We start from the raw sequence: 20,957 nt of genomic DNA on the forward strand, positions 1-20,957 counted from the left end.
CATAAAACAATAGATGAGAATGTCGATAAAGAAATTTCGCTTACCCCTGAGCCTGCTGGGCGTGTTCTTACTTTTAGTTATTTTCTTTTTACCCTTATTTCAAGGAAAAGTTCTTTTCCAAAGCGATACGCAGGGTTGGAAAGGAATGGTACAGGAAATACAATCTTTTAAAGATAAAACCGGAGAACATTCTTACTGGACTGGCAATTTATTCTCTGGAATGCCTACAATTAATATAGATTCCGGCAGTAATAGTAATTTGTTTCTATATGCAGAAAAGCTTTTTAATATGATACCCTCTGCTGTATGGATGCTCTTTATTACCTTTCTAGGTTTTTTTGTTTTACTAAGAGTGTTAGGCGTAAAACACTGGTTAGCTCTTATCGGTGGCGTTGGGTATATGCTTTCGTCTTACTTCATTATTATTACTGCGGTTGGGCATGTTACTAAAATGCATGCGTTATCGTATTTTGCGTTTGTAGTGGCTGGAATAATTTTGACTTATCAGAAAAAATATTGGAAGGGCGGTCTGCTGTTTGCGATATCTTTATCGCTCCATATTGCTGCCAATCATCCGCAAATAACCTATTATTTACTATTATTAGTATTGCTTTACGGTGTTTTTGAACTGGTAAAAACGATTCGTGAAAAAACATGGAACCATTTTTTCAAAGCAAGCTTAGTTTTGGTTGCAGGTGCTATATTAGCTGTAGGTACAAATGCCGAAAATCTATTTAAGGTCTATGACTACGCTAAAGTTTCTACTCGGGGAGAGCAAATTTTAGGAGATGATACTTCAACTCAAGGTGTGGATTTGACCTATGCTACTGAGTGGAGTTATGGAATAGACGAAACGCTTACACTGCTCATGCCAAACCTAAAAGGCGGTGGTAGTAATGGAAAGTTGTTAGATAAAGACTCAGAAACCTATGCCGTTTTGGAGAAAATGCGTGTACAGAATCCAGAAGCTGTTCTCAAAAGTATACCAACATATTGGGGGCCTCAACTTTTCACCGAAGGTGGAGTTTACGTAGGAGCTTTACTATTTTTCTTTTTTGTATTTGGACTCTTTGAAGTAAAAGGGCAGATGAAATGGTGGTTGCTATCGGCAACACTATTGTCAATATCCTTAGCTTGGGGAAGAAACTTTATGAGTTTTTATGAGTTTTTCTATAATACCCTGCCCTTTTTCAATAAGTTTAGAACCCCGTCAATGATTCTTGTTGTAGCAGAGTTTACGATTCCTCTATTGGGTATTTTGGGGCTAGCACAAGCGTTTAGAAACAGAAGAAATATAAATGAAACGAAGAAAAATCTGCTTTGGAGTGGAGGAATTACTCTTGGTATTTGTTTGTTGCTTTGGCTGATACCTTCCTTAGTTGGTGATTTCTCAGGAGCAAGAGACGGACAGTTGCCTGAGCCTCTTAGAAATGCTCTTTTAGAAGATAGAAAAGCATTATTGCGTAGTGATGCACTGCGTTCCATATTTTTTGTATTAGCAGGAGCAATTGTTCTATGGTTTGCTTTTCAAAATAAATTGAAACAAACGGTAATCTATATTCTGTTAGGTTTGTTAGTTGTTATTGACTTGTATTTAGTAGATAAGCGGTTTTTGAATGAAGACAACTATGTGAATAAGAGAAAACTAGAGAAGTTCTATCCATATACGGCTGATGTAGAGATTTTGAAAGATAAAGAATTGATTTATAGAGTGTTAGATATCACAGAAAGTCCGTTCAATAGTTCGAGAGCTTCTTATTTTCATAAGTCTATTGGCGGATACCATGCAGCAAAGATGCGACGTTATCAAGATTTAATTGAGCACCAGTTGCATCCTGAAATGGAAACTTTAGTAGAAGGCTTGCAAGCTCAAAAACCTGTTGATTCTTTAATGCAACAGCTTCCTGTTTTGCGGATGTTGAACTTGAAATATTTAATTTACAATCCAGAAGCTAGTCCTATAAAGACGAATGAAGGATTAGGAAATGCTTGGTTTATTAATAATGTGAAGATAGTAGATACTCCTACAGAAGAGATGAGCCAGTTGGGAAATATTGATCCTGAAAATACGCTAGTGATTTTAAAAGATGAATCAACAAGAATTTCTGTAAAAAAAGATGCTTTTGGAGATATTAAAATGGTAAGATATGCACCGAATCACTTACAATATGAGAGCGAGAGTGCTACGGGAGGTGTTGCTGTCTTTTCAGAAATATATCATCCTGATTGGGTTGCAAAAGTTGACGGCAAACAAACAACGATTGCTCGTGTAAATTATACATTGATGGCAATAGATATTCCCCAGGGAAATCATTCGATAGAATTAATATTTAAGCCACAGAAATATGAAATTTGGTGCTGGATAGGTTTAATTTCCTCAATTGTATTACTTTTGCTAATAGGCATATTTTATTTTAGGCTGACTACTAAAAGAGATTAAGTATGAAAATGAAATCTTCTTTGTCTATTATTATCAGCATTACCCTAGTGATGATTATTTTGGGAGGTGTCGGAATAATATTATTGAGCGGACAACATTTAAAAAATTATGTGAGAGAGCATATTATGGTCTCAGTTGTGTTAGATGATAATATAAAGGAGGTTGAAATACGCCAATTGGAGAAAATATTAAATGCTTCGGGATATGTAAAATCAAGTGAGTATGTTACGAAAGAGGAGGCAGAGAAACGACTAGAACAGCAGTTGGGCATTGAGTTTACAAAAGTCCTTGACTTTAATCCATTGATGGCTTCCATTGACCTAAAACTCCAGCCTGATTATATCCAGCAAGATAGCATTACAAAAATTGAAAAGGAATTGTTAGATTTTCAAGGTGTTGAGGAGGTTTATTATAAGAAGAGCTTGTTAGAAAGTATCAATGAAAATTTGAGAAAAATAACCTTGATACTTTTGGCTGTATCGCTTCTGCTGTTTGTGATTAGTTTTACTCTAATTAATAATACCATACGGCTTTCAATTTATGCCCAAAGATTCATTATCAATACGATGCAGATTGTGGGAGCTACGGATAGCTTTGTTCGAAAGCCATTTGTAAGAGAGGGGATGTTCAGGGGATTCATCGCTGGAATTCTTGCGTCTATAGTGTTGGTTGTTGTGGTATATTTCCTGCCTGAAGATTTTCATAATATCGTATCTATACGAGATCCGTATTTTCTATGGCTCATTTTAGCCTTGATAGTTATCGCTGTAGCTTTTTCTTGGTTTGCTACTTACTTTGCCGTTTCTCATTACTTGAGAAAGCAAACAACAGCTTTGTACAAATAATTTTCTGATGAAGATATTATACACCATAGGAATTTATCTGTATGCTTTTTTGTTAAAATTAGTTTCCCCGGTTCATCCTAAAGCAAAACTTTGGGTCGATGGTCGTAAAGGAGTTTTCCAAAAGCTTGAAAACTCATTGAAAACTAATCAAAATCCTGTTATATGGATGCATGTTTCTTCTTTGGGAGAATTTGAACAAGGACGCCCTTTGATTGAACAGATAAAACAAAAATATCCTGAGTATAAAATCGTGCTCACTTTTTTTTCGCCTTCAGGGTACGAAATTCGCAAAGACTATCCACTTGCTGATGTCGTTGTTTATCTTCCGATAGATACTCCAAGGAATGCAAAACGGTTTTTAAACCTTGTAAAGCCTAAAAAAATATTTTTTGTGAAATATGATTTTTGGTATCACTACCTAAGTGAGGCACATCGTCGAAATATTCCCACCTATCTTATTTCAGCACTATTTCGTGAAAATCAATTGTTCTTTAAACCTTATGGTCGATTTTATCGTAAGATTTTGCACTTCTTTACAACTATGTTTGTTCAAGATAAAAACTCCGTTGAATTACTCAATTCAGTGGGGTACAATAAAGCTATAATTGCTGGTGATACGCGAGTTGATAGAGTGGCAGACTTAGCAGAACAGGTACAGCCAATTCCATATATTGATGATTTAAAACAAGACGCTCTTCTTTTAATAGCTGGCAGTACTTGGCAACCCGATGAAGAGCTGTTATTGTCTTTTTTTAAAAAGTATCACACTAGCCTTCCAGTAAAACTTATCGTAGCTCCGCACGAAATTGATCATGCGCATGTGGAGCAATTAAGCAAGATGTTTAAAGATGCTTCGATATCACACATTCGTTATTCATCTTTATCAGAAAATACAAAAGTGGAAGATTATGTAGCGCTAATTATCGATAGTATTGGATTACTTTCTTCCTTATATCAATATGGGGATATCGCTTATATCGGAGGAGGCTTTGGTGCAGGAATTCATAATACATTGGAACCTGCGACGTTTGGGTTGCCCATTATTTTTGGGGAAAAGTATCATAAATTTAATGAAGCTGTTAGTTTAGTTGCCCTTAAAGGAGCTTTTTCAATAAATCAATTATCAGAACTTGAAGAAATTGGAAAGAAATTGTTGACAGATTCTGGCTTTAGAGAAAAGTCAGGAAATGTTGCTAAAGCTTTTATCAGCAGTCAAAAAGGAGCTGTTGATATAGTTATATCTTACTGTTTTTCAGAAAAATAGCAGGTTTTTATTGCAATTTAGAAATTTAATCTTATCAACAGTCTAAGTAGTTGTTTTTCAATGAAAACAAATTCTAAATAAGAAAACTTTACGATAAAAATGATTCCTGTTCTTATCGCGTTTTTGTATCTTTGGTTTCACTAAATTATTACCAAAATATATTATTCCATATAACTATGAGTTCAGAAACAGATCGAATGACGTCTTTGTTTGACGTAAAAACCGCTTCGTATACACAAGATGAAGCATTTAAGGCATCAGTAAAATATTTCAATGGCGATGAATTAGCTGCTCGCGTTTGGGTCAATAAATATGCTTTGAAAGATTCTAAGGGCAATATTTTTGAGTTAACTCCTGATGACATGCACAAGCGATTGACCAAAGAGATTGCTCGAATTGAAAATACATATGCAAATCCATTGTCAGAGGAGGAGATTTATGCTGTGCTCAAGGATTTTAAATATATTGTTCCACAAGGAGGTCCAATGTCGGGCATTGGTAACGATATGCAAATTTCTTCATTGTCAAATTGTTTTGTGATAGGCAATGATCGAGATTCTGATTCTTACGGTGGAATTATGAAAATAGATCAAGAGCAGGTGCAACTGATGAAACGCCGAGGCGGGGTAGGACATGATTTGTCACATATACGCCCAAGTGGCTCACCGGTAAAGAACTCAGCACTTACATCTACAGGCCTAGTGCCATTTATGGAACGATACTCAAATTCTACCCGAGAGGTTGCACAAGACGGTCGTCGTGGAGCTTTAATGTTAAGTGTTTCAATAAAACACCCGGATGCTGAAAGTTTTATAGATGCAAAAACAGAGCAAGGAAAAGTTACTGGCGCTAACGTTTCTGTAAAGATTCATGATGATTTTATGCAGGCTGTTGTGGAGGAGGATACTTATGTACAACAATATCCTATTGATGCTCCTAATCCTAGGTACACGAAAGAGATAAATGCCAAATCGTTGTGGGATAAAATTGTGCACAATGCATGGAGATCAGCTGAGCCGGGAATCCTGTTTTGGGATACTATTATCAAAGAATCTGTGCCAGATTGCTATGCAGACTTAGGCTACAAAACTGTTTCTACAAATCCATGTGGAGAAATCCCATTATGCCCCTATGACAGTTGCCGTTTGTTAGCGATAAACTTATATTCCTATGTTCAAAATCCGTTTTTAGAAGATGCTTCGTTTGATTTTGACTTGTTCAGAAAGCATGTTCGATTAGCACAACGGATCATGGACGATATTATCGATTTAGAACTCGAAAAAATTCAAGGGATTATCGATAAAATAAAAAGTGATCCTGAAGATGATGAAGTGAAGCGAATTGAGATGAATCTATGGAAGAATATTGCACAAAAAGCAAAAGAAGGACGACGTACCGGAGTAGGAATTACCGCTGAGGGAGATATGCTGGCAGCATTAGGCTTACGCTACGGAAGTGAGACGGCTATCGACTTTTCTACAGAAGTACACAAGACTATAGCTTTAGAAGCATATCGCTCTTCAGTAGAGTTAGCTAGAGATAGAGGAGCTTTCCCAATGTTTGATATTGAGCGAGAAAAAGACAATCCATTCATTAACAGGTTGAAAGATGCCGACCCTCAATTTTATGAGGATATGAAAGAATACGGTCGCCGTAATCTAGCTTGTTTGACAATAGCCCCAACAGGGACCACAAGTTTAATGACACAAACGACTTCAGGTATTGAGCCTGTATTCCTTCCAGTATATAAACGTCGTCGTAAGGTAAATCCAAATGATAAAGACGTTCGTATAGATTTTATTGATGAGGTTGGAGATCACTGGGAGGAATATGTGGTATATCACCATAAATTTCAGGATTGGATGAAGACGAAAGGCTATGATACAGACAAAAATTATTCTAATGAAGAAATTGATAAGTTGGTGGAAGAATCACCTTATTATAAAGCAACATCGAACGATATTGATTGGGTGAGCAAAGTGAAGATGCAGGGACAAATTCAAAAGTGGGTTGACCATTCTATTAGTGTGACTGTAAACTTACCCAATGACGTTAGTGAAGAATTAGTTGGAGAGCTTTATATTGAGGCATGGAAAAGTGGCTGTAAAGGATGTACAGTTTACCGAGATGGATCACGAGCCGGTGTGTTGGTGTCAAATGACAAGAAAGAGGAGGAAGCAAAAGCGCCAAGCAAACGTCCTAGAGAGTTAGAAGCAGACGTGGTACGCTTTCAAAACAATAAAGAAAAATGGATCGCCTTTGTGGGGCTTTACGACGGCAAACCGTATGAGATTTTTACGGGTATAGCCGATGATGAGGAAGGAATCATGTTGCCTAAAACTGTTGAAAAAGGAGTGATTATCAAAAATAGAAATGAAGACGGTTCGTCAAGATATGATTTTCAATTCCAAAATAAGCGTGGCTTTAAAGTTACTATTGAGGGATTATCTTATAAATTTAATCCAGAGTTTTGGAATTATGCCAAACTGATATCCGGAGTGATGCGTCATGGAATGCCTGTGGTTGATATGATTGGTCTGATTTCAAGCTTACAATTGAATAATGATAGTATTAATACGTGGAAGAATGGAATTGAACGTACTTTAAAAAAGTATGTCGCTGATGGTACGAAAGCACAAGGTAGAGAATGCCAAGCTTGCGGTTCAGAATCAGTAGTCTATCAAGAAGGATGCTTAATTTGCAAAGATTGTGGATCTTCCAAGTGTGGTTAATGGAAAAATAGAAAAAAATCGTCTAAACATAATACTTAAGTTAATTGAGTTTGATATTTGCAAATCAGATGTTTAGATAAAGGAAAAGAAAAAGAGAGACATGCTGTCGAACATGTCTCTCTTTTTCTTTTCTTTGATACAAACGTTTTAGCTGTAATAATTACTATATTTGGGCAAACTAAAATTAACCAAAAATTAATAATTTATTCTATGAAAAAGACTTTACTAGTTCTAGTAATTCTTGTCAGTATTTTTAACTTTTCTTTATCTGCAATAAATCTTGATGATTTAGAAAAACAAGACAAAAAAGAACAAACCAACAATTCACAGAAGTATGTGAAAATTGAATTAGAGTCGATACCTACAGCAGAAGAGCGAAAAGCGCTTGAAACTAGAGGTATTTTTCTTGTCCGTTACATTTCAGGCACAACTTATTATGCAATCGTAGAGAAGAAGCAAACTCTTCAAAAAACGAAATCAAGGACTAATGATATTGTTTCTGAAGTTAGTACGATTGACGCAAAATCTAAATTGGACAGTTATCTGAAGAAAGGGGAAATTCCTGAGCATGCTATCGTTTCAGAGGGAGTCGTGCGAATTATCGTGGCCTATTTCCCAGATACAGACCTTTCATTGATTGGATCTTATATTAAAGATAAAAAATTAAAAGATTTTGAGCTTTATAAAGCGTTCAAAATGTTCAATATAAGTATCCCATTTGATTTAGTTATAGACTTAGCTTCTCAGTCTTGGGTAAGGAAAATCGAATGTATTTCGCCTCCCTATGAGTTTAACAATATAGAAGCGCGAACAATGAACAGAGCAGAGCTGCTTTCATATACTGGAATAGGAGGTAGAGGTTTGACTGGCGAAGGTATGAATGTGGGTATATGGGATGCCAACGTAGAAGGTCATCCTGATTTAGGTAAAAGATTACACACTCAGGAGTTTACAAGTTCAAATTCTCATGGACAGCATGTTGCAGGAACTATGGTAGGCTCAGGTTTACTAAATATTAGAGCCAGAGGTATGGCTCCAGAAGCAGAAGTTTATACTTGGAATTTCCAAAACGGAAATACTCAAGCTGAGATGCTTAGAGGTATTCAAGAGTTTGACATAGCAATCACTCAGAATTCTTATGGTATATCTAACAAATTATATTGTGAAACACCTTCTGAATATAGGATGAACGATGAGCAATTAGATTGGTTGGTTAATAAATTTTCTTACGTGACCCATGTCTTCTCAGCGGGTAACGACCAGTATATTTGTCCTGATCAAGGTCCATACAGAACATCGACTAAACGCGTCAAGAATGCTATTTTAGTAGGTGCTGTTGATAAATATACAAATATGAGTGATTTCAGTAGCTGGGGTCCTATGGATGATGGACGTATTCTTCCCCATGTTGTTGCAAACGGAACGGACATTCTTTCTACTGTTTACAATAACTCTTACGAACAAGAAGACTGGCAAGGAACTTCTATGGCATGTCCTGCCATTTCTGGGTTAACAACCTTACTTTATCAACGATATAAACAAATAAATGGAGGAGAAAATCCTCTTTCTTCGTTAATAAAGGGAGCTTTACTAAATACAGCGGAAGATTTGGGAAATAAAGGTCCCGATTATCAGTTTGGTTTCGGACGTGCTGATGGAGAGAAAGCTATTGAAATTCTTGAAAAGAAACAATATTTTATTGGAAGATTAACACATGAACAATCAAACTCATATGATATCACTATTCCTGCAGGTGCTACAGAGTTGAGTGTAATGTTAGTTTGGAATGATGTGGAAGGTACTGCTGGCGATAAAGCGTTAATTAATGATTTAGATTTAAAAGTTATAAATGGTGGTTCAATCACCTATCCGTGGATATTAAATCCAGCAATCCCTGAAGAGCCAGCAATAAAAGCTGTTGACAGATTAAATAATCAGGAACAAGTAACTATTGAAAATCCTAATACTTCTTATACGATAAAAATAGAAGGTTATAAGATACCTGGTGAAGAGCAAGAGTATGCAGTGGTATATTCATACAAGATGCCAGAACTAAGAATGATTTATCCAAATGGAGGAGAAGTATTTAGTCCTGGGGAGAAGATTATGGTGCGTTGGAATAGCATCGGTTATAATGGAAATCAAAAATTAGAACTATCTACAGATGGAGGAGCTACTTTCCAAACTCTAGAGGCTGAGGTTGCAGCTGGGAAACATGATGTGCTTTTTGATGTCCCAGCTACGATTACTGACAAAGCCATATTACGTGTTACACAAGGGGGGACAATGGATGTAAGTGATTTGCCTTTTGTTATAATGGGTACACCCCAGAATCTAAAACTTACTAATTCTCCTTGTAGTGTTTCGGGATGGAATTTAGGTTGGGATGCAGTAGATGGAGCTGTAAAATATAAAATATTAAGAGCTAATCCAGCAGAAGAAACATATAGTATAATTGGAGAGTCTGCTAGCTTAAGTTTTGAACTCCCAAATTTGAGTACTGCAGAAATGAATATCTATACTGTAAAAGCAGTAGATGCATCAGGTATTGAAAGTGAGAGAGCCATCGCAGTTATTGCTGATAATAGTGGGACGCTACCTATTACTCCAACAGCTTTACCATTTATGGAAACATTTGAACAAACACCTAGTTCATATATTGAAATAGATAAAGGAGTAAATGTTAAACAGGAATATGTACAACTAGGTTCTTCCAGTGATCCCACCTCCAAAAGTAAGGCATTAAGTTTTGCGGGCGATAGTGAACTTACCACTTCTTGGAATTCAACTGATGTCTATGCAAATAAGGCAAATGTAGCTGAAGCAAAGATTTGTAATATAGATGCAACTAATATAACCGGGAATTTATGGCTCCGATTCGGTTCGGTTATTCAAACTACAACACCTGGAAACGCAAACTTTAGGGTTTTAATTAATGGAAATCCTGTTGCAAATAATATAGGTAGAGTTAATATTGATTCAACACCAAAAGGGCAGACTGTACAGTATTATGATTTGTCTGATTATGTAGGACAAGAATTTTCGGTAAGCATACAAACGGCTGTACGCGATACTGAAGATCAAGTAATTTTCGCCTATATCTATATTTTAGAAGCAAAAAACGATGTTGGTATTACAAATATGATAGTGCCTGCACATTCAGGAAATTTAACGGCTGATGAAAAAGTCTCAATATCAATTAAGAATAATGATGGAGAGGATATATCAAATGTTCCTGTTAAATTATATTTAGAAGGACAGTTAGTCGCTGAAGAAGTTGTTGCTGGTCCTATCCCTGCTTTCAAAACCTTAGATTATACATTTGCAAGAGGAGTTGATTTAACGATTCCAAATAAACTATACGAAATAAAAGCTGAAACAGCTTTGAAAGGTGATATAAATGAGAGCAACGATATAATGATCAAAAATACCGCGAACTTTGGTGATTATTATAGAATTCCTCCTTATGAAAATTATATGCCAGTTGAAAAAACAATAACAAGTGAAATTATTAAGTTTACTGATGATGGAGCAAAAGTTCTAAATTATAGTGATAATTTCCAAGGTGGAGTTGTTTTTAAACCACAGACTGCTGGAGCTAGAGTGAAACTTAAATTCACAGAATTTAATACGCATCCTAACGATAAAGTAATAATTCATGATGGTCCTTATGTCTCATCACCAATTTTAGCAGTTCTTTCTGGAAATATGACTACTCCAATGGAATTTATTGCAGACAATTATTCGAATGAGTTTTTGGTGGTATTTGAATCAACAGGAACGAATAATGAAACCGGTTGGTTAGCCGAAGTTTCAGAAACAACAGAAGAGCCAACAAATAATTTTGTTAACAATACTTTTTCATTAGAAAGAATAGATAATTCTAATGGATATTTTACCGAGCCCCAAACTATTTATATAGAAGTTGTGAACAATTCTAATAATGCTCAAACGAATGTTGAAGTTCAATATAGAGTAGATAAAGGAGACTGGAATACAGAAACAATTAGTTCAATTCCTGCAGGGCAAGCAGTAAAGTATGGCTTTACCAAGAAGGCAGACATCACGGTATCTCAAAAACGATATTTTATTGAAGCACAAGTACTAAATGAGGATGTTGATCTTGAAGATAACGAAACGTCAAAATTTATTACTAATGATAGATATTGTGTTTCTAGAGTGGGAAGTTATTCTTATAAGCCTGCCATATTTATTAAACAAGTGGCTAAAGATAAAGTCTTGCATGAAACATCTTCAAAAAATGCAGAGTCCAATGTGCCTCAGTATTTTAGAGATGTGATTTTTGAAGTGTATAAAAATAAGGATGATGATAAACTTGAAGTAACTGTTAGTGCTGTAGAATTGGGCGCACTGGCTCTATGGGTTGATTGGAATAATGACGGCGATTTTGAGGATGGCAGCGAAGCGATAGGAGAAATTGCTGTTAGTCAAGGTGTAAATACGCATAGTATTCCAATCAGTATCCCTGCATCAGTAGGAGAAGGAAACTATAATATTAGACTACGTGTAGCCTCAACTCCTAATATCACAGTATGTAAAGATGATGGCTACGGTATCAATGGAGAAGTAGAGGATTATACCATTAAAGTTGTAAACGAATATCCTTATCCAACAGATTTATCTATTGAAGGAACAAACCTAAAAAGTGGCAATGGTCTTACCGATTCAGAATTGGTTAAAGTAACTATTTTAAATAATGGTACAGAAACGGTTAATGAGTTTGAAGTTGCCTATAAAATCAATGGAGGATCAGAGGTGAAAGAGACTGTTTCTACTGCTATAGTACCTAATGCTTCTATAGAGTACACTTTCACAGCTGAAGCAAATTTATCCGCAGGCGGTCCATATAAAATAGAATTATATACAATATTGGATAAAGACGATAATTCTGAAAATGATAAGTTAGTTGTTGATATTACCAATGAGGTTCCTGCTTCGGATGGTTTTTATGCTCTTGATTTTGATGGGAAAGATGATCTAGTTAACTTAGGAAGTTTGAATGATACAAATTTAGAATCTTTTACTTTAGAAACTTGGATGAATCCTAAGACAGCAGGTGGTTATGGCAGTGTTGGGTTCGGTCGTTTGTTTGAAGGAAAAGGCGCAACTGTATTTTTGGTTGCTACACATAATTTCTATCCAGAAAATTCCATTGTGATTTCAAGTATAGGAGATGGAACTTTTATGAGTCCTGCGAATACTGTAAATTATAATGTGTGGCAACATATAGCAATCAGTTTTGATGCAACGACACAGACCGTAAAACTTTTTGTCAACGGTCAAGAAACACCATTGACTGCTTATAAACCAATAACTACAGCGCCAGAAGATAACACAACGAACGAATTGTACGTAGGTAATAGACAAGACTTACAGCGTGCATTTAACGGGATGTTAGACGAAGTGCGTGTTTGGAATATCGTCAAAAATCAAACAGATATACAATCAGGAATGTATGCACACCAAAAAGGTGCTGCTAACTTAGTTGCAGAATTCTCTTTTGATGAAGGCTATTATAATACAAAAGTTTATAGTGATAAGCTACAAGGTACTATCATGAATGCTGAATCACTTGATGACAGTGAGCAAAGTATCTGGGTAGAACCTACTGATCTATTATATACGATTCACTATCCTGAGCAAGTTATTGATTGGGAGGTTAATGATTATAAATGGGGAACAGAAGTAGAGCAAGGAACAGATTTAACGAATATGGTTGGGACATTTACCCCAACTTGGCCTAATGTTGTTGCTAATGTTCAAGGAACTGCCCAAATATCAGGAGTTACTAGTAATGATTTTACCAATTCAGAAAATACACCAGTTCCGTTTGAATTGGCTACTACTGTTTTTGGTAGAGATCTACAGGAAACTTACTTGCTAACTATTGTTGAGGAGAAGAGTACCGAATGCGAATTATTAAGTATTGAAATTCCAGGTGTTGGTTTTAATCCAAATCCTATTACGCAACAGATGACTTTTGAAGTTGATGAGACAACAGATTTAACCAGTTTGACTACCAATTTTACAGTATCAAACGGTGCTACAGTATGGATTGGTGATAAACAGATAATTTCAGGTGAGAGTTTGGATTTCTCTAAACCTATTGTTTTTACAGTTGTTGCCGCCAACGGTAGAGCAACTAATGAGTATAGTGTTGTGTTAAAGAAAAAGCAAACCCTGACTTGGGCTGTTGGACCTAATGAAAGAGTTAAAACGTATGGAGACGTTGCATTTAACTTGACTGCAGAAACCTCATCAGAAAATCCTGTTTATTACACTTCTAGTGATGAGAATATTTTAAAAATAGTATTAGATGAAGCTCAAATAAAAGGAGTAGGAACTGTTTCTATTACGGCGAATGCTTCAGAAGATAATTCTACCATTGGGGCTGAGCCTATAACCTATACTTTCACGGTTAATAAGAAAGATCTTACGATTACTGCAGAAGATAAAGAGGTTGATTATCTAGAAGAAATTCCGGAATTAACGATGAAGTTCGACGGCTTTGCTTATTCGGAGAATGAAGAAGTGCTAGATGAACTGCCAACGATAAGTACAACTGCTACCTTAGGTTCTGTTGCTGGAAAGTATGATATTACATTGACAGGAGGTACAGATGATAATTATAATTATATTCTTAATAAAGGCGCACTTACCATAAAACCAACAAATGCACAGGAAGTTACTTTCGAAGTGGCTTATGAAGGTAATCCTGAAATAGGAGCTACTATAACAGTTGATGGACGTGAGATAACTACAGGTGCCAATGGTAAAGCAAGTATTAGGTTGAATCCTGGCACGTATTCTTATAGTGTGGTAAAAGATGGTAGAGAAACTTTTGAAGGAGAACTAACTGTAGTTGATACCCCAGTTACAGAAACAGTTCCGATGATGAACTTATTGCCAAGATTTAAGATAACTTTCAAGACAGATGGTAATGGAACGATTGATGGTCCAGCAATTCAGCAAGTGAAACAAGGAACTGATGCAACTCCAGTTACAGCGAAACCAAAATTTGGTTATGTTTTCGATAAGTGGAGTGACGGTACTGCATCTGCTACTTATATTGTGAAAAATGTTGAAGCAGAGGCTACATATACTGCTACATTCAAAGCAAAAACATTTACATTACAATATCATGGTGGTGACCACGGAACAATAGAGGGGCAAGCAAGTCAAACTGTTAGCTATAGCCAAGATGCAACAGAAGTTAAAGTTTTAGCCGAGCAGGGATATAGCTTTAAGCAATGGAGCGATGGTAATACTGACAATCCACGTAAGGATGTAAATGTTGGTATGGATATAAATGTTACAGCAGAATATAATAAGGTATATTATGCACCATATAAACAAACTTTTCATGGAACAGAAAAACCTGCAGACTGGGCAATTACTGATAATAGCGGAGATGGTTGTGTGTGGGAGTTTAAAACGAAGTCTGAACATTATATGGCGGAACCTCTTAAAGGTTCTTCTCCTAACTCTGCAGTCATGGATGGATATAAATGCGGCTACTCTACAGCTAATCGCTCAAGTTTAATAAGTCCATTGTTCGACTTTTCAGACAACTCTACAATTACTTTGAAATTCAATCATGAGTTTTATAATAAATATAATAATAGTCAAGTTGGAGGACTAGCATATAAGATTGGTAGTCAAGATTGGGTCGTATTTGAAAAGTTTGATGCGCAAGTAGCTAATAATACTATTTATGAAAAGAAAATAGATGCCGTTGCTGGTCAATCAAATGTACAATTTAGTTGGACATTTGCCGATGGGTCAGGTTACTGGACTGTAGATGATATTGAAATTAAGGCAACTACGGCAGCATCTGAGTATGAGGTAGTTTATAGAGCAGGTGCTAATGGATCATTAAAGAATGCAAATCCTGACGGAACTGTTACTGCTACAGTAGCACATGGTGATGATGGACCTGAGGTATTAGCTGTCGCTGATCCGGGATATGCATTTTACCAGTGGAGTGATGGCAATACTGATAATCCAAGAAAAGATAAAGTTGTTTTTGAATTAGATGTAACAGCAGAATTTGGTAAAGATTGTTCTTTAGCTATTGCTAAGCTTCCATATCTTGAAGATTTTAATGCGAAACAAGAAGCACCAGATTGTTGGGAAGCACCAGCTACAGCGGGTAATTTTACTTGGGAGTTTGGAGATATGCTAATATATTCAATCCCTGTTAAATTAGGTACTACGGGCAATACTGCTTTCTTTAGCAGTGCAAAAACGAATTATGGACAAGAAGAATCTGCTGATTTAATATCTCCAGAGTTTGATTTAAGTAATTACCCCGTGGTTTATTTATCATTTATGCACCATCATGAGTATTATGATACCAAGTCAGTAGTAAGTGTTTCTTATTCCTTAGATAAGGGGGATACATGGAATGTCATTAAATTATGGACTGGATATACTGATCAACCTGAATATTTCCAGCAGAAAGTTGATGAAATTGCAGGTCAAAGTAGTGTGATCCTTAAGTGGAATTCTACGACTACTTGGCAATTCGGATGGATTATTGATGATGTTGAGCTAAAAACTAAACCTAATTATATGCTCAAGTACTCTGTCCCAGCTGTCAAAATTGGAGATGATTGGGTTGAATTGGGTACAATAGATGGCGAATGGTTACAATTGGTAGATGAAGGAGAAGATGGTACTTCTGTTAAAGCAATCCCTGCTAATGGATATAAATTCGTTCAATGGAGTGATGGAAGCACAGACAATCCACGTCAAGACTTAGATGTAACACATACAATAAGTGTTGATGCTTATTTTGAGAAAATTACTAGTGGAACTACTCATACATTAACTTATGTAGCAGGCACTGGAGGAACTATTTCAGGAACTGCAATACAAACAGTTAAAGAAGGAGAGAGCGGAACAGCAGTTGAGGCTATTCCAGATACAGGCTATGAGTTTGTGAAATGGAGTGATGGAAGTACCGACAATCCACGTACTGATACTAATGTAACAATGAATATTAATGTTACGGCAGAATTTATGAAGATTACTCCTTCTGATAAGGAATTTATATTAGATTATAGAACAGATATTGGAGGAACTCTTTATGGTACAATAACTCAAAAAGTAAAAGAAGGAGAATCAGGAACAGCAGTTGAGGCTATTCCAGATACAGGCTATGAGTTTGTTCAGTGGAGTGATGGAGTGATGGAGAATCCACGTGTAGATGCTGGTATAACAGCAGACATTACGGTAAGTGCAGAATTTAAAAAATTAGATTTGCCAACTGTAACTTATCCGTTGACTTATGTAGCAGGTGCTGGAGGTACACTTTCTGGTACTTTATCACAAACAGTAGAGGAAGGACAAGATGGTACTCCAGTAGAAGCGATTGCTGACGCAAATCATGAATTTGTAAAATGGAGTGATGGAGTCACTGACAATCCTCGTATTGATGAAAATGTGTCAAGGGCAATAAATGCTACTGCAGAATTTAAGGAAACAACTACAGTAGCTGATCCAAGTGCTACATTTACTTTGACTTATACGACAATTGCTGGGGGAGAGTTCGAAAAGTATGCATATCCTGCAGTTACAGAAAAAGTACAAAGTGTGAAATACGGAGAAGATGGTGCTCCAATCGAAGCATTCGCAGAACATGGGTACGAATTTGTAAAATGGAGTGATGGAGTTACTGACAATCCTCGTACTGATACAAATGTAACTGAGAATATTACCGTTCAGGCATTATTCACGCTTAAGATGTTCACCCTATCTTACGATACAGATGGTAATGGAACAATTAGTGGAACTACAACGCAAACTGTACCATATGGTAAAGCAGGTAATCCTGTAGAGGCTATTGCGAATCCGGGATATCAATTCTTAGAGTGGAGCGATGGTGAAGTTGACAATCCTCGAAGAGATTTGATAGTATTTTTAAACAGAACTGTCACAGCTATTTTTAGAGAGGTTGACACCCCTTCATCGAAATATTCATTGACTTACACAGCTGATGCGAATGGAACAATTTCTGGGGAGGCAAATCAAACGGTTATTTCTGGTAATTCTGGAACAGCAGTTGAAGCTATTCCAAATACAGATTATAAATTTGTAAAATGGAGTGACGGTAGTACTGATAATCCAAGAACAGATACAGATGTAAGAGGAGATATTGATATTGAAGCGATATTTGTTGGTGTTAATGAAGTATTTACTCTCAATTATAAAGACACCTATTCTTTATGGGGTGGTACTATTTCTGGAACAGCTGAGCAAACCGTAAAAGGAGGAGAGAATGGAACTCCTGTAGAAGCAATTCCTAATCCAGGTCGAACGTTTGATGGTTGGAGTGATGGAGTTTTAGATAATCCACGCCAAGATTTACTAGTAATGAAGGATGTTGGTGTATATCCTAAATTTGGATTCCTTAAAACTTACTATTCATTAAGTTATAATGCTGGACTTGGTGGTAATGTTACAGGTAAAACATTCCAGCGTATTACAGACATGAGTGGAACAGCATCAGGTACTCCTGTGGAAGCTGTAGCAAACTCCGGTTATGAATTTGTAAAATGGAGTGATGGTCGTACAGAAAACCCTCGTATAGACATCAATGTTGTTGAATCATTAGCAGTAGAAGCCTTGTTTAGTCAGGTTGCTACTATTGAATTGAACTATACCGTTGGTGAAGGTGGAACGCTTTCTGGAACCACAACGCAAGAGGTGAATAGTGGTGATAGTGGAACTCCAGTAGAGGCACTGCCAAATATAGGATATAAATTTGTTCAGTGGAGTGATGGGGTGACTGATAATCCACGTATTGATAAAGATGTAACAGGAGAAATAAGCGTAGTTGCAAAATTTGAACTTGAGACATATAGTGTAGTTTACGATACAGATGGAAATGGTATTATTTCTGGAAATAAGACTCAGACCGTAAGTTATGGCTCATCAAGTTCAGAAGTTACAGCTAATGCAAATACGGACTACGAATTTTGGAAATGGAGTGATGGTCGTATCGATAATCCACGTTCTGATGAGAATGTGACTAAGGATATTTCTGTTATTGCAACGTTTAAAAATATTGCAGTTACAGAATACACCTTGACATACATAGCAGGCACTGGTGGAACAATTTCTGGAACTGCTACTCAAACAGTTGAAGAGGGCAAATCAGGAAGCACTGTAGAAGCACTAGCAGGTTCAGGTTATGAGTTTGTGAAGTGGAGTGATGGAGTAACGGACAATCCACGTACTGATGCAGATGTGAGTGCAAATATTTCTGTAACAGCAGAATTTGAGCTGAAAACCTACACTGTAACTTACAACACAGATGGCAACGGAACGATTTCCGGTACTGCAACACAGACCGTAAGTCATGGTTCATCAAGTACATCAGTAGAAGCACTAGCAGATTCAGGTTATGAGTTTGTGAAGTGGAGTGACGGAAGTACGGATAATCCACGAAAAGACACGAACGTAACTTCAGACATCAGCGTTGTTGCTGAGTTTGCTGAAATCGTAACCCCGCCAACAGAATATACATTAAGTTATACTGCGGGTAATGGTGGAAGAATTTCAGGCGAAGCTACTCAAAGAGTTGAAAAAGGCGAATCAGGAAGCACTGTAGAAGCCATTGCAGGTTCAGGTTATGAGTTTGTGAAGTGGAGTGACGGAAGTACTGACAATCCACGAAAAGACACAAACGTAACATCAGACATTAGCGTTGTTGCTGTGTTTGCTGAAATCGTAACCCCGCCAACAGAATATACATTAAGTTATACTGCGGGTAATGGTGGAAGAATTTCAGGCGAAGCTACTCAAAGAGTTGAAAAAGGCGAATCAGGAAGCACTGTAGAAGCCATTGCAGGTTCAGGTTATGAGTTTGTGAAGTGGAGTGACGGAAGTACTGACAATCCACGAAAAGACACAAACGTAACATCAGACATTAGCGTTGTTGCTGTGTTTGCTGAAATCGTAACCCCGCCAACAGAATATACATTAAGTTATACTGCGGGTAATGGTGGAAGAATTTCAGGCGAAGCTACTCAAAGAGTTGAAAAAGGCGAATCAGGAAGCACTGTAGAAGCCATTGCAGATTCAGGTTATGAGTTTGTGAAGTGGAGTGATGGAAGTACTGACAATCCACGAAAAGATACGAACGTAACATCAAACATCAGCGTAGTCGCGGAGTTTAGTGAAATCGTAACCCCGCCAACAGAATATACATTAAGTTATACTGCGGGTAATGGAGGAAGAATTTCAGGCGAAGCTACTCAAACAGTTGAAGAAGGCGAATCAGGAAGCACTGTAGAAGCCATTGCAGATTCAGGTTATGAGTTTGTGAAGTGGAGTGACGGAAGTACTGACAATCCACGAAAAGACACAAACGTAACATCAGACATCAGCGTAGTCGCTGAGTTTGCTGAAATCGTAACCCCGCCAATAGAATACACATTAAGTTATACTGCGGGTAATGGAGGAAGAATTTCAGGAGAAGCTACTCAAACAGTTGAAGAGGGCGAATCAGGAAGCACTGTAGAAGCCATTGCAGGTTCAGGTTATGAGTTTGTGAAGTGGAGTGACGGAAGTACTGACAATCCACGAAAAGATATGAACGTAACTTCAGACATCAGTGTAGTCGCTGAGTTTGCTGAAATCGTAACGCCGCCAACAGAATATACATTAAGTTATACTGCGGGTAATGGAGGAAGAATTTCAGGCGAAGCTACTCAAAGAGTTGAAAAAGGCGAATCAGGAAGCACTGTAGAAGCCATTGCAGATTCAGGTTATGAGTTTGTGAAGTGGAGTGATGGAAGTACTGACAATCCACGTAAGGATACCAACGTAACTTCAGACATCAGTGTAGTCGCGGAGTTTAGTGAAATCGTAACCCCGCCAACAGAATATACATTAAGTTATACTGCGGGTAATGGTGGAAGAATTTCAGGCGAAGCTAGTCAAACAGTTGAAGAAGGCGAATCAGGAAGCACTGTAGAAGCCATTGCAGATTCAGGTTATGAGTTTGTGAAGTGGAGTGACGGAAGTACTGACAATCCACGAAAAGACACGAACGTAACATCAGACATCAGCGTAGTCGCGGAGTTTAGTGAAATCGTAACCCCGCCAACAGAATATACATTAAGTTATACTGCGGGTAATGGAGGAAGAATTTCAGGCGAAGCTACTCAAACAGTTGAAGAGGGCGAATCAGGAAGCACTGTAGAAGCCATTGCAGATTCAGGTTATGAGTTTGTGAAGTGGAGTGATGGAAGTACTGACAATCCACGAAAAGATATGAACGTAACTTCAGATATCAGCGTTGTTGCTGAGTTTGGTGAGATTTTGCCTAAATCCTTTAATTATATAAAGGCACCACAGATAATAACACCTGATGGTAACGGAATTAATGATAAATGGTGTCTGCCAGATTTAGAAGAACGACTTTTGAGTGGTATTAGTAACATAGTGCGCATCTTTGATAAAGAAGGAAAGGAAGTGTATCATAAAGAGGACTACATGAAAGATGGAGAGTGCTTTGATGGTGATGGACTTTCTGACGGACTTTACTATTATGTTATTGAAGTTGAAGATGGATTCAAAACGAAAGGATTTTTCTATATTATTAGAAAGAATCCATAGTAAATATTTGATGAAATTAATCAAAG

Annotated in this window: 5 protein-coding genes; all 5 read left to right on the plus strand. The window is 37.0% G+C overall.

Annotation, left to right across the window (positions count from 1 at the left end; genetic code table 11):
- The first annotated feature begins 19 nt into the window (after positions 1–19).
- The 5 genes from C7377_RS03110 to C7377_RS03130 all read left to right on the plus strand — a co-directional run bounded on the left by C7377_RS03110 (position 20) and on the right by C7377_RS03130 (position 20,931).
- Complete coding sequence (locus C7377_RS03110) at positions 20–2,440, plus strand: YfhO family protein (protein WP_165806838.1); 2,421 nt, start codon at positions 20–22, stop codon at positions 2,438–2,440.
- Between the two features lie 2 nt (positions 2,441–2,442).
- Entirely contained in the window at positions 2,443–3,285 is an 843-nt protein-coding gene (locus C7377_RS03115; protein WP_116495858.1) for a cell division protein FtsX, read from the plus strand.
- 7 nt (positions 3,286–3,292) lie between these two features.
- On the plus strand, positions 3,293–4,549 hold the full coding sequence (locus C7377_RS03120; RefSeq protein WP_116495859.1) for a 3-deoxy-D-manno-octulosonic acid transferase: 1,257 nt from the start codon (positions 3,293–3,295) through the stop codon (positions 4,547–4,549).
- Between the two features lie 176 nt (positions 4,550–4,725).
- Positions 4,726–7,281: an adenosylcobalamin-dependent ribonucleoside-diphosphate reductase gene (locus C7377_RS03125; protein WP_243408290.1), complete on the plus strand. Its 2,556-nt coding sequence runs from the start codon at positions 4,726–4,728 to the stop codon at positions 7,279–7,281.
- A gap of 210 nt (positions 7,282–7,491) precedes the next feature.
- Complete coding sequence (locus tag C7377_RS03130; protein ID WP_133241452.1) at positions 7,492–20,931, plus strand: InlB B-repeat-containing protein; 13,440 nt, start codon at positions 7,492–7,494, stop codon at positions 20,929–20,931.
- The last annotated feature ends 26 nt before the right edge of the window (positions 20,932–20,957 follow it).

It is taken from the genome of Balneicella halophila (assembly GCF_003096835.1).
GTDB classification, from domain to species: Bacteria; Bacteroidota; Bacteroidia; order Bacteroidales; family Balneicellaceae; genus Balneicella; species Balneicella halophila.